This window comes from Streptosporangium jomthongense (genome assembly GCF_042650425.1).
GTDB lineage: Bacteria > Actinomycetota > Actinomycetes > Streptosporangiales > Streptosporangiaceae > Streptosporangium.
The window spans coordinates 273,050-285,252 of sequence record NZ_JBHSBC010000003.1 but is presented as its reverse complement, the minus strand read 5'-3'; the positions used below and the strand labels follow the sequence as shown (position 1 = coordinate 285,252).

Genomic DNA, 12,203 nt, shown 5'->3' with positions numbered 1-12,203 from the left:
GGTAACAGAATCGTATTCTGTCCTCGTATCCCAAGGAGGCAAGCCCATGCGACGAGACCTCTTCCAGGAGGAGCACCTGCTCTTCCTGGAGACCGTGCGCGAGTTCATGGCCCGCGAGGTGGTTCCCCACCACGACCGGTGGGAGAAGGACGGCATCGTCCCCCGCGAGGTGTGGAGGAAGGCCGGGGAGATCGGCATGTTCGGCTTCGGAGTGCCCGAGGAGTACGGCGGCGCCGGGATCAAGGACTTCCGCTACAACACCGTGATCGTCGAGGAGGTCATGCGGATCGGCGCCACCGGTCTCGGCTTCTCCCTGCACAACGACGTGATGGCGCCGTACTTCGTCGACCTCACCGACGACGACCAGAAGGCCCGCTGGCTGCCCGGGTTCGCCTCGGGAGAGCTGATCACGGCCGTGGCGATGACCGAGCCCGGCGCGGGCAGCGACCTGCAGGGCATCAGGACCACCGCCAGGCGCGAGGGCGACCACTACGTCGTCAACGGCCAGAAGACCTTCATCACCAACGGCATCAACTCCGACCTCGTCGTCGTGGTCGCCAAGACCGACCCGGAGGCGGGCGCCAAGGGCGTCTCGCTGCTGGTCGTCGAACGGGGCATGGAGGGCTTCGGCCGGGGCCGCAACCTGGAGAAGATCGGCATGCACGCCCAGGACACGGCGGAGCTGTTCTTCGACGACGTACGGGTTCCCGCGGCCAACCTGCTCGGTGGGCAGGAGGGTCGGGGCTTCTACCAGCTCATGGCCAACCTGCCGCAGGAGCGCCTGTCGATCGCGGTCATGGCGGTGGCCTCGGCGGAGGCCGTCCTGGCGCAGACCATCGAGTACTGCAGGTCCCGTACGGCATTCGGCCGCAGCATCGGCAGCTTCCAGAACACCCGGTTCGTCCTGGCCGAACTGGACACCGAGCTGGAGATCGCCCGTCACTACGTGGACAGGTGCGTCCTCGCCCTCAACGCCGGGGAGCTGAGCGCGGTGGACGCGGCCAAGGCCAAGTGGTGGACCACGGAGCTGCAGAACAAGGTCATCGACCGCTGCCTGCAGTTGCACGGCGGCTACGGCTACATGATGGACTACCCCGTGGCCAAGGCCTGGATCGACAGCCGGGTGCAGACGATCTACGGCGGCACGACCGAGATCATGAAGGAGATCATCGGCCGCTCGTTCGGCTTCTGACCCCTCGAATGACCCCTCGAATGGCCCCTCGGAGACGCCGCAACGCCCCGGGAACGCCGGGACGCCGCCCTCCCACCACGGAAGGGCGGCCCGGTCCCTCACTCCTTGACGATCTCCTCGATCTTGATCGCGTCGCCCTCCGAGATCAGTACCCTCGCCTCGAACGTGACCCCCGCCTTGAGCGCCTTGAACAGCTCCGCCGACGTGCAGCGGTGCGGAACCGCCCCCTTCTGGCAGACGCTCCCCTGCGTGTCGAGCACGACCGTGTCACCGGTGAGGTGCACCTCGTGCGGCCCGTCGGAAGCGTCGACCACGACCGACTCCTTCCCCAGCGGGCTGAGCCGCCCCGTCACGTCGTCGACCCGCGAAACGCTCCCGCTGCGTGTCGGCGTCGCCGTGGGGGTGACGCTCGGCTCCACCGGAACGTCCGGCACGCTCTCACTGGGTGTCTCGGACGGCACCTGCGACGTGTCGGCGGTGACGGACGCAGTGGGCGACGCGGCGGCCGAGGGGCTCTCCCCCGAGGCTCCCGAGGTCCCCGAGCCTCCCGAGGAGCAGGCCGCCAGGCAGGCGGCGAGCGCGACGGCGAGCACGGAGCCCCGGACGGCCGAAGGAACGCGTGTCACTTTCACCCATCTACTCACGGACAGCACCATTCCACGAGAAACGGTGTCGTGGTTAATCGCCACAAGATCCTCACGGTCGACGCATACTGGTCACCGTAGGCTCCCCCTGAGGCGGTGTTGATGGACAGCGGACTGATCCTGCTGGTCTTCCTGGCGTTCCTGTTCGCCTGGGGGCTCAACCGGGTACGGCGCGCGATGCGGCTCGGCACGGTCGCCTACGCCGGCATCATGATCGTCTTCATCTTGGTGATGCTCGCCCTCTGGGGCCAGACCTTCCGCTAGCCCACCGAGCCGCCGACCCGACGAGGCCGGCCCCGCACGCCGTACGGAACGGGGCCGACGGTCCCGTCGTCAGCTCCGTGACCCCTCAAGCACCACCCGCGCGACCAGGGCCGGATCGTCGTTCATCGCCAGGTGCCCGCAACCCCGCAGCAGCCGCACCCGCTGCCCCGACCACCTGGCGGCCCGTACGGCCTGCCGACGGGGGAACAGCCGATCGCGGTCGCCCCAGGCGATGGTCACCGGCGTCTTCGGCGGCGCCGGAGGCATCAGCCAGACGAACGAGTCGAGGGTGTCGTCGAACCCCGGCGCCTCCCGCAGCGCCCGCCTGGCCGAGGAGAGGTCCTGTGCGGAGAGCCTGGACGGGTGGCCGACGAGCAGCCCGGCGGCCAGCGTGTGACCCAGCGGGTTCGCCGCAAGGGCCTCGCCCCGCTCCGAGTCCAGCGCGAAGGCCAGTGCCCGGAACGTCCTGAGCACCGCCCGCGAGTACACCAGCTCGCTCCGGTTCCAGAATCCGACGGGCGACAGCGCCGTGGCCGTACGGACCGTCCCCCGTGAGGCCAGCTCCAGGGCCACGTATCCGCCGAGGGAGGTGCCCGCGACGTGGGGTTCGCCGAAGCCAAGCCTCGCGCAGAACGTCTCGACCGCGTCGGCGAGGCTCTCCACCGTGTACGGCGAGCCCGGCGGCAGCGGCGGGGAGGCACCGAAGCCGGGAAGGTCGACGGCGATCACGTCCCGCTCGGCCGCGAGCAGGTCGAGCACCGGCAGCCACGCCTGCCAGTGGTGACCGATTCCGTGCAGCAGGACCAGGGGCTCCCCTGTCCCGCGACGTTCGAAGGCCAGATCCATCCCCCGAGTGAAGCACCGATCGTCCCCGGCTTCTATGACGGGGGCGCCATGCCCTGACCGCCTCACCGGCTCAGGACGCGTAACCTGCGGGAAATTTCCGGACAAGCTCACGAAACCTGGCAGTGATCTTGATTCTGGTCAGCGTGACTTGGTGGGGATCTCGAACCAGACGGCCTTACCCTCTCTGGTCGGGCGGGAGCCCCAGCGCTTGGCGAGCTGGTCGACGAGGTAGAGACCCCGGCCACCCTCGTCGTTCTCCCCCGCGCTGCGGATGCGGGGAAGGCGCAGGTCCTGGTCGAACACCTCGACCCAGACGGATTCGCCTCCCCTGCGGAGCCTCAGGGTGAACTCCTTCTCGTTGACGACCTCGTCCTCGAAGCCCGGGATGTCCCACGACTCGTCGAAGGAGAAGGGGGTGGTGGTGTCGATCACCAGGTCACGACGGGGGACGCTGGCGTTCGCCGCGTGCAGCACGACGTTGGTGACCACCTCGGAGACCAGCAGGCAGGCGAGCTCGGCGCGCTCCTCGGGGACGTTCCAGCCGCTGAAGGCCTCCGCCGCCATCCTGCGGGCCTCGCCGACCATGATGGGCTGGGCGGGGAAGGTGCGTTCCTCGACGTCGAGCTCGTCACGGGCGGACCTGACGACCAGGATGGCCATGTCGTCGTCGATCTCGCCGGGGACGGCGTCCGTCGCGGCCTGGGCGATGTTCTCGACCGTGTCGTCGGAGACCTCGATGAGCTTGCCGAAGAGCGCGGCGAGGGTCTCCTCGTCGCTCGGCGGCCTGCCGTCGGCGTCGCGCAGGGGACGGCGGTCGACCAGGCCGTCGGTGTAGAGCAGCAGCGCGGCCCCCGCGGGCAGCGTGCGGGTCTCCTCCTTGTAGACCAGGTCGGCGTTGATGCCACGGGCGCGGACGCCCAGGGGCTTGCCGACCTCCTCGATCTCCAGCTCGCTGCAGGTGCCGTCGACCAGGAGCAGCGGCGGGGCGTGCCCGGCGTTGGCGAAGGACAGCTGGCGCGACCAGGCGTCGTAGACGAGGTACTGGCAGGTGACGATGGGCGGGACGCTGATGTCGGCACCGCTGTCGTCCCACTCGGGGGTGGCGATGCTGTGGGTCCAGTCGTCGAGCCTGGCGAGGATCTCCGCGGGTGGCTTGTCGTCCTGGGCGAAGGCCCGCAGCGCGGCCCTGAGCTGGCCCATGACGGCGGCGGCCTTGGCTCCCCTGCCCTCGACGTCGCCGATGACGATGCCGACCCGGCCCGCCGACAGCGGGATGACGTCGTACCAGTCGCCGCCGACCTGGGTCTGGATGCCCTGGCCGTGCGAGGCGAGCGGCGCCGCGGGGCAGTAACGGACCGCGATCTCCAGGCCGTCGAGCTCGGGCAGCGGCGCGGGGGGCAGCAGGTTCTTCTGGAAGGACTCGGCGGTGTGCCGCTCCTCCTCGAACAGCAGCGCGTTGTCCACGGCGAGCGCGACCCGGGTCGCGACGGCACCGACGAAGTCACGGTCGAAGGCGTCGTAGTGCGGGCTGCGCCGGTCGGTCAGGTTGGACAGGCCGAGGTACATCAGCCCGAGGACCTCACCGCGCACGCACAGCGGCGCCACGATGGCCGAGGTCATCCCGATCTCGGCGGCGAGGCGGGTGCTGGCCTCTCCGGGGCTGGGGTAGTTGGTCTGGGAGAAGTCCTCGACGAGGATCGTCTCCTGGCGCCGCAGCGCGATCTCGGCGTAGTGCCCGGTCGGGTAGTTGATGTCGGCGCCGATGGGGGCCCAGGTGTTGGGCGGCGGGCTCCAGCCCGGGACGTGGCTGGAGACCTTCCTGGTCAGCCTGCCGTTGTCCATGAGTTCGATGAAGCAGTGGTCGGCGAACTGCGGGACGAGCATCTCGGCGACGCGGTTGAGCGTCTCCTCGACGTACAGCGAGCCCGCGAGGCGCTCGCCGATCCGTTCGAGCAGGCCGTAGCGGTCCTTCTCGCGTTCGTTGCTGCGCATCGCCTCCCTGGCGGTGATGACGATGCCGGTGACCGAGCCCGACTGGTGCCGCAGCGGCACGGCCTGGGCCCGGACGTAGATGATCGTGCCGTCGCCGCGCTTGACGTCGAAGGTGCCCTCCCACACCCCGCCCTTGAGCACGTGCTTGGCGAGCTCGACGGCGAGGGGGTGGTCCTTCTCCATGATGCCCAGGGAACGTGACTGGTCGCGGGCCGCCGGGCCCGGCCTGCCGAACAGCCGTTCCGCGAAGGGGTTCCAGTAGACGACGTTGCTGAAGCGGTCGGTGACGACCACCGCCATCTCGGCATGGTCGAGGACCGAATGCGCCGAAAGGTGGTCGGCGGTGTCCTGTGAGAGATCCCCCCACCGTTTCATCCAGCGACCACCCCTTGGGGACGGCTTTGCGCAAAGCGAACCACGGTTGCTCCTGCTGCGGTCTCGGCAGGGGAGTGGAGGGTCTCCCGGGGGGATTTCAACCAAGCAGATGGATCTTGGTCATCGGGTGGAGACGAAGACATGCGCGGCGATGTCTCGCGGGAGGTCCGCCAGAGTATTCTCCGCCTTGTCGTCACCTGTCACCCGCACACCGTCGTCGCTTGCCGCGAGCGTTACCTCGCGTCCGGGTTGTATCCCAACTTGCTTGAGTTTAAGCATCACAGCCGGATCACTTTGCACTTGTTCGCTAATTCGGCGGACGACAACGGGTATATCCCTGGGTCCGGCCAGCGCCGCCATCGACGGCAGTGACTGCCAGGCCGCGCCGTCCTGGGCCGCGACGCCCAACTCCTCAAGGCCCGGGATGGGGTTGCCGTGCGGGTCCTCCTTCGGGTGGTTCAGCAGCGTGACCAACCTGGCCTCGACGGACTCGGACATGACGTGCTCCCAGCGGCAGGCCTCGACGTGCACCTCCTCCCATGGCAGGCCGATCACCTGGGTGAGCAGGCACTCGGCGAGGCGGTGCTTGCGCATGACGCGCGTGGCGAGCGTGCGTCCCAGGTCGGTCATCGTCAGGTGCCGGTCTCCCTCAACCCTGACCAGGCCATCGCGCTCCATCCGGGCCACCGTCTGGCTGACGGTGGGACCGCTCTGCTGAAGCCGCTCGGCGATGCGCGCACGGAGAGGGGTGATTCCCTCCTCCTCCAACTCGAAGATCGTGCGGAGGTACATCTCCGTGGTGTCGATCAGGCCGTGTGCGGTCAAGGCTCCTCCCGTCCTTATCTCGTTCCAAGGCCGGTCGCGGCGTCCTCCCCTGGGGACAGCGACAGACCTGAAGTCCTCGGACTCTGACCCTATTGCGAGATCCGCCCACAGCGGCCAACGATGGCAACATCGGGGGCAGGTAAATCCTTCCCAACCTGCCCAAACACTCTGATCACTTGGACCCCGCGGCGGCGGAACGGTAACGCCTGAACGCCGGTACGGCCAGCCCGACCGCGAGCACCACCACGGCGCACGCGATCCCCCCGCCGACCCAGGAGGCCGTGGCGCCGAACCACACGGCCGTCGCGCCCGCCCTGAGGTCGCCGAGCCTGGGGCCTCCGGCGACCACGACCGTGAACACGCCCTGCATGCGCCCGCGCATGTCGTCGGGCGCGTGGGTCTGCAGGATCGTCTGCCGCCAGACGGCCGAGACCAGGTCGGCGGCGCCGCCCAGGGCCAGCAGGGCGATCATCAGCCACAGCTGGCCGACCAGTCCCGCCAGGGCGACGCTGACGCCCCAGGCGGCGATCACGAACGTCAGGGCGAGCCCCTGGCGGCTGATCCGGCCGACCCAGCCGGACAGCAGGCCGCCGAGGACCGCGCCGATCGAGATGCTCGCCGAGAGCCAGCCGAACGCGAGCGGGTCACCGCCGAAGCGTTCGGCGACGATCTCGGGGAACAGCGCCCTGGGCAGCGCGAACGCCATGGCGATGATGTCCACGACGAACGACATCATCACCACGGGGTGGCCGGAGATGTAGCGCAGGCCGTCCACGACGGAGCGCAGGCCGGGACTGGTCACCGCGCCGACCGGTTCGAGGCGCGGCAGCCGTACGGCGGCGTAGAAGCCGGCGCCGAACAGCAGGGCGTCGATCAGGTAGGCGACGGCGACGCCGCTCTGGGCGAGCACGAAGCCCGCGATCAGCGGGCCGATCACGGTCCCGAGGTTGCCGACCAGGAAGTTGAGGGTGTTGGCGGCGGGGACGAGCTCGGTGGAGACGAGCCTGGGGATGATCGCCCCCCGGGTCGGGCCGGTGATGGCGAACCCGGTGGCGTGGACGGCGACGGTGGCCAGCAGCAGGCCGATGCTCGACACCTGCAGGAGCGCCTGGGCGAGCAGGGCCAGCGTCGCGCTCCAGGCGATCAGGGAGCCGACCAGCAGCAGTTTGCGCCGGTCGACGGCGTCGGCGACGGCCCCGCCCCACAGGCCGAAGGCGACCAGCGGGATCAGGTTGGTCGGGCCGAGCATGCCGACCCAGAAGGAGGAGCCGGTCATGCCGTAGATCTGGGCGCTGACCGCTACCGAGGTGAGCTGGAAGCCGATGAACGAGACGCCCTGACCCATCCAGAGCCGCCGGTAGGCCGGGACCCGCAGTGGACGGGTGTCCACCGCGAGTCTCCTGACGAGATTCCTGACCGCCACGTATCCCCCTCAGCCCTTAGGACATATGGGGATATATCAGTAATGGCCAGGTAACAAGTCACGGGGCCAGGCGTTCGACGGTCCACGAGGCGCCCGTACGGCGGTAGCGGAGACGGTCGTGCATGCGGTCGAGCTGACCCTGCCAGAACTCCACCTCCGACGGCACGACCCGGAAACCGCCCCAGAAGTCGGGCACCGGCGGGTCCTCCGGCCAGCGCTCGGCCAGCTCCGCGTAGCGCTCGTCGAGCTCCCGCCTGGACTGCACGACGGCCGACTGCCGCGAGGCCCACGCCCCGATGCGCGAGCCGTAGGGACGGGACCTGAAGTAGGCGGCCGACTCCTCCCGCGGCAGCCGTACCACGTGGCCCTCGATCCTCACCTGGCGGCGGATGGAGTGCCAGGGGAACAGCAGGCTGGCCCTGGGGTTCTCGGTGAGGTCGCGGCCCTTGCGTGACTCGTAGTTGGTGTAGAAGACGAATCCGTCCTCGTCGTAGCCCTTCAGCAGGACGGTCCTTGCCGTCGGCCTGCCGCCGGCCGAGCTGGTCGCGACGACCATCGCGTTCGGCTCGGGAAGCTCGGCCGCCACGGCGTCGTCGAACCATCGGGCGAACTGGCTGACGGGGTCGGGGGCGAGATCTTCCTCAAGCAGAGGGAGACCTTCGTAGGTGCGGCGAAGCCCGGCAAGCGAAGGCGGGCGCGAGGTGGCATCCACGGGACGGTATTCTCCCGTGCTTGACGGAGAGCATGCGCACCGCCCCCACCTGGGACGATCGCGTTCCGGCGGGTCCGGCGGCACACCACCGCGCCCTAGGGGGTTGAATATGACCCGCCGGTATCTCGACATCAAGGCTTTGACTTCAAGAAAGGGAGGCGGCCGAGAATGTCCGACTTCAAACCCGGGCTCGAAGGCGTGGTGGCCTTCGAGACGGAGATCGCGGAACCGGACAAAGAAGGGGGCGCCCTTCGTTACCGGGGCGTCGACATCGAGGAGCTTGTCGGTCGCGTTTCCTTTGGACACGTGTGGGGCCTGCTCGTCGACAACACGTTCCAGCCGGGCCTCGCCCCGGCCGAGCCGTACCCCATCCCTGTCCACTCCGGTGACATCCGCGTCGACGTACAGAGCGCGCTGGCCATGCTGGCCCCCGCGTACGGCTTCAACCAGGTGCTCGACATCGACGCCGAGCAGGTACGCGCCGACCTGGCGCGCGCCAGTGTGACCGCCCTCAGCTTCGTCGCTCAGTCGGCGCGCGGCCTCGGCCTGCCGATGGTCCCGCAGAGCGAGGTCGACAAGGCCGAGAGCATCGTCGAGCGGTTCATGATCCGCTGGCGGGGCGAGGCCGACCCCAAGCACGTCAAGGCGATCGACGCCTACTGGACGTCCGCCGCCGAGCACGGCATGAACGCCTCCACCTTCACCGCCCGGGTGATCGCCTCGACCGGTGCCGACGTCGCGGCGGCGCTGAGCGGAGCGGTCGGCGCCATGTCCGGCCCGCTGCACGGGGGCGCCCCCGCCCGCGTGCTGCACATGATCGAGGGCGTCGAGAAGCTGGGCGACGCCAAGAAGTGGGTCCAGCAGGAGCTGGACAACGGCCAGCGGCTCATGGGCTTCGGCCACCGGGTCTACCGGGCCGAGGACCCCCGAGCCCGCGTGCTGCGCCGTACGGCCAAGGAGCTCAACGCGCCCCGCTACGAGGTCGCCGCGGCGCTTGAGCAGGCCGCCCTCGAAGAACTGCACGCCCGTAAGCCCGACCGGGTGCTCGCCACCAACGTCGAGTACTGGGCCGCGGTCATCCTGGACTTCGCCGAGGTCCCCGCCAACATGTTCACCTCCATGTTCACCTGCGCACGCACCGCGGGCTGGGCGGCTCACATCCTGGAGCAGAAGCGCACGGGCAGGCTGGTCCGCCCCAGCGCCAAGTACGTGGGCCCACCGCAGCGTTCGATCAACGACGTCCCCGGCGCCGCCGAGGTCCTCGCCTCCTTCTGACCCCCCGATCAGTCTCGTACGGCTGTCGCGCGACGCACTCTCGCGCGGCAGCCGTCTCGTGTTTATCGGGTGATTTCAGTCTCATTCCGGACACCACGCACGTCTCGAAATACGGACCCCGAGCGGGAGCGCGCGGCGGGCTCAGTACGCTGTTCAGGTGGCTGACATCGTGATTCCCTCTGACATCAAGCCCGCCGACGGCCGTTTCGGCTGCGGGCCCTCGAAGGTACGACCTGAGCAGCTGGCGGCTCTGGCCGCCTCCGGTTCCACCCTGATGGGCACCTCCCACCGGCAGAAGCCCGTCAAGTCGCTCGTCGGGCGCGTGCGTGCGGGCCTGCGGGAGCTGTTCTCCCTCCCCGAGGGGTACGAGGTCGTCCTCGGCAACGGCGGCACCACCGCGTTCTGGGACATCGCCGCCTTCGGGCTCGTCCGTGAGAGGTCGCAGCACCTGCACTTCGGCGAGTTCTCCTCCAAGTTCGCCTCCGTCGTGGCGAAGGCCCCGTGGCTGGGCGACCCGACCGTGATCAAGTCCGAGGTGGGCAGCCACCCCGAGGCCCGTCTCGAAGAGGGCGTGGACGTCTACGCGCTCACCCACAACGAGACCTCGACCGGCGTCGCGATGCCGATCAAGCGGGTCGGCGAGGAGGGCTCGCTGGTCCTGGTCGACGCCACCTCCGGCGCGGGCGGCCTGCCCGTCGAGGCGAGCGAGTTCGACGTCTACTACTTCGCCCCGCAGAAGAGCTTCGCCTCCGACGGCGGTCTGTGGCTCGCCCTGATGTCCCCGGCCGCGCTGGCCAGGGTCGAGGAGATCTCCGGCAGCGGCCGGTACGTCCCCGAGTTCTTCAGCCTGCCGACGGCGATCGACAACTCCGTCAAGGACCAGACCTACAACACCCCGGCGGTGGCCACGCTGTTCCTGCTGGCCGACCAGCTTGAGTGGATGAACGGCAACGGCGGCCTGGCCTGGACCACCGCCCGCACCGCCGACTCGGCCCAGCGGCTCTACACGTGGGCGGAGAAGACCTCCTACACCTCGCCGTTCGCCGCTCCCGAGTTCCGCTCGAACGTGGTGGGCACCATCGACTTCTCCGCCGAGGTCGACGCCGCCGAGGTCGCCAAGGTCCTGCGCGCCAACGGCATCGTGGACACCGAGCCCTACCGCAAGCTCGGCCGCAACCAGCTGCGCATCGCGATGTTCCCGGCCATCGACCCCGACGACGTCGAGGCGCTGACCAAGTGCATCGACCACGTGGTCGAGCGGCTCTAGCCCTTCTCTGAGCCTGGCCGGTGGGGGAAGGGCGACGTCCTTCCCCCACCGGAGGCCCTGGTGACCACGCGGACACCCGTGGGGCCCGGAGGCCGGGCCCTTTTCGGGGCGCGCCGGGAAACGGGCTCCCAGCGCCCTCTCAGCTCCGTCCCGGGCCCTCAGGTTCCGGCGGCTCGGGAATCCTGTGGAAGCGGCCGGAGACCGGATCCGGCGGGCGACAGCGTCACGCTGACCTCCAGGCCTCCGCCTGAGCGGGCGCGGGCGACGACCACGCCGCGGTGGGCGGCGACGATGGAACGGACGATCGACAGCCCCAGACCGGCTCCCTCCCTGGGGCCGGACCTCGCCTCGCCGAACCGGACGAAAGGCTCGAACAGCTCGTCGACCTTGTCCGGGGGGATGTCCTGGCCGGTGTTGCCGACCGTCAGGTCGCCCGACGCCGTGACGCTCACCTCGACCACACCGCCGGGACGGTTGTAGCGGACCGCGTTCTGCACCAGGTTCATGAGGAGCTGCGTGATGAGGACCCGGTCGCCGGAGATCTCGACCGGCGCGGCCCTCAGCTCCGTGCGCACACCGGCCGCGGCGGCGACGTCGGTGTACTGGGCCAGGACCTCCCCCGCGACCTCGTGGAGCGGGATGGGCTCCCTGCGTGCCAGGCCCCGGTCGCTCTGCGCCATGAGCAGCAGTCCCTCGATCAGCCGCTCGCTGCGTTCGTTGATGGTCAGCAGTTCCCGTCTGGCCCGGGCCGCCTTCTCCGACATCGGCCCGGCCAGCCCCAGCTGGAGCACCGTGCGCTGGACGGCCAGCGGGGTCCTCAGCTCGTGGGAGGCGTTGGCGACGAAACGACGCTGACTGTCGGCGGCCTGTTCGATCCTGGCGAGCATGTCGTCGAAGGTGTCGGCGAGCCTCTTGAGCTCGTCGTCCGGTCCCCTGAGTTCGATGCGCTCGTGCAGGTTGTCCAGGCAGAGGCGCCGCGCGGTCTCCGCGATCTGGTTGAGCGGCCTGAGCATCCTGCCCGCCAGCCACCAGCCGATGAGCGCGGCCATGACGACCAGTACGGCCAGGCAGGCGGCGGACGTGGTGAACAGCTGGTGCAGCAGTTCGTGGCGGGCCTGCGCCAGCCGCCTGTCGACGGCCTCGGTCGTGTAGGACCTGGCCATGGAGACGATGACGTCCACCGACTCGCCCGGCGACCTCGCGGTCGGCTTGTTGGTGAAGGAGATCACCTTGACCTTGGAGTCGACGCTCCGTGCCAGCAGGAAGTAGACGACGAGGACGACGACCGTCCCCGCGGCGAGGATGAGCCCGCCCTGTACCGCGGCGAGCCTGACCCTGACCGGCAGGCCGCGCCACCGCGCGGGCGCCCGGCGCGAGGCCGCCACGGC

At 69.6% G+C, this 12,203-nt stretch carries 11 protein-coding genes; 4 read left to right on the top strand and 7 right to left on the bottom strand.

From position 1 onward, the window contains the following. Positions 1–46: 46 nt before the first annotated feature. A complete protein-coding gene (locus tag ACFOYY_RS05920) occupies positions 47–1,192 on the top strand; it encodes an acyl-CoA dehydrogenase family protein (RefSeq protein ID WP_386188445.1) in 1,146 nt (381 codons plus the stop codon). Between the two features lie 98 nt (positions 1,193–1,290). Here the strand turns inward: ACFOYY_RS05920 and ACFOYY_RS05915 are convergent, their stop codons facing one another. Beyond that, positions 1,291–1,818 carry a hypothetical protein gene (locus ACFOYY_RS05915; protein WP_352014716.1) on the bottom strand — a complete coding sequence of 176 codons (528 nt, stop codon included), beginning with the start codon at positions 1,816–1,818 and terminating at the stop codon, positions 1,291–1,293. 120 nt (positions 1,819–1,938) lie between these two features. Here ACFOYY_RS05915 and ACFOYY_RS05910 point away from each other — a divergent pair, with 120 nt between their 5' ends. Beyond that, positions 1,939–2,100: a hypothetical protein gene (locus tag ACFOYY_RS05910; RefSeq protein WP_352014715.1), complete on the top strand. Its 162-nt coding sequence runs from the start codon at positions 1,939–1,941 to the stop codon at positions 2,098–2,100. Between the two features lie 69 nt (positions 2,101–2,169). On the opposite strand, the gene ACFOYY_RS05905 is transcribed toward ACFOYY_RS05910, so the two are convergent. The 5 genes from ACFOYY_RS05905 to pdxH all read right to left on the bottom strand — a co-directional run bounded on the left by ACFOYY_RS05905 (position 2,170) and on the right by pdxH (position 8,273). Further along, a complete protein-coding gene (locus ACFOYY_RS05905) occupies positions 2,170–2,946 on the bottom strand; it encodes an alpha/beta fold hydrolase (protein ID WP_352014714.1) in 777 nt (258 codons plus the stop codon). Positions 2,947–3,084: 138 nt separating this feature from the next. Further along, positions 3,085–5,313: an ATP-binding SpoIIE family protein phosphatase gene (locus ACFOYY_RS05900; protein WP_352014713.1), complete on the bottom strand. Its 2,229-nt coding sequence runs from the start codon at positions 5,311–5,313 to the stop codon at positions 3,085–3,087. 120 nt (positions 5,314–5,433) lie between these two features. Next, complete coding sequence (locus ACFOYY_RS05895; protein ID WP_352014712.1) at positions 5,434–6,138, bottom strand: metal-dependent transcriptional regulator; 705 nt, start codon at positions 6,136–6,138, stop codon at positions 5,434–5,436. A 172-nt stretch (positions 6,139–6,310) separates the two neighbouring features. Continuing rightward, complete coding sequence (locus tag ACFOYY_RS05890; RefSeq protein ID WP_352014711.1) at positions 6,311–7,528, bottom strand: MFS transporter; 1,218 nt, start codon at positions 7,526–7,528, stop codon at positions 6,311–6,313. A gap of 91 nt (positions 7,529–7,619) precedes the next feature. Then, positions 7,620–8,273 (bottom strand): pyridoxamine 5'-phosphate oxidase, encoded by a 654-nt coding sequence (gene pdxH, locus ACFOYY_RS05885; protein WP_352014710.1) that lies wholly within the window; start codon positions 8,271–8,273, stop codon positions 7,620–7,622. A 168-nt stretch (positions 8,274–8,441) separates the two neighbouring features. On the opposite strand from pdxH, the gene ACFOYY_RS05880 reads away from it, so the two are divergent. Continuing rightward, complete coding sequence (locus tag ACFOYY_RS05880) at positions 8,442–9,548, top strand: citrate synthase 2 (protein WP_352014709.1); 1,107 nt, start codon at positions 8,442–8,444, stop codon at positions 9,546–9,548. A 157-nt stretch (positions 9,549–9,705) separates the two neighbouring features. Then, a complete protein-coding gene (gene serC / locus ACFOYY_RS05875; protein WP_362915210.1) occupies positions 9,706–10,815 on the top strand; it encodes a phosphoserine transaminase in 1,110 nt (369 codons plus the stop codon). 158 nt (positions 10,816–10,973) lie between these two features. On the opposite strand, the gene ACFOYY_RS05870 is transcribed toward serC, so the two are convergent. Next, complete coding sequence (locus ACFOYY_RS05870; RefSeq protein ID WP_386188440.1) at positions 10,974–12,200, bottom strand: sensor histidine kinase; 1,227 nt, start codon at positions 12,198–12,200, stop codon at positions 10,974–10,976. Positions 12,201–12,203 lie beyond the last annotated feature (3 nt).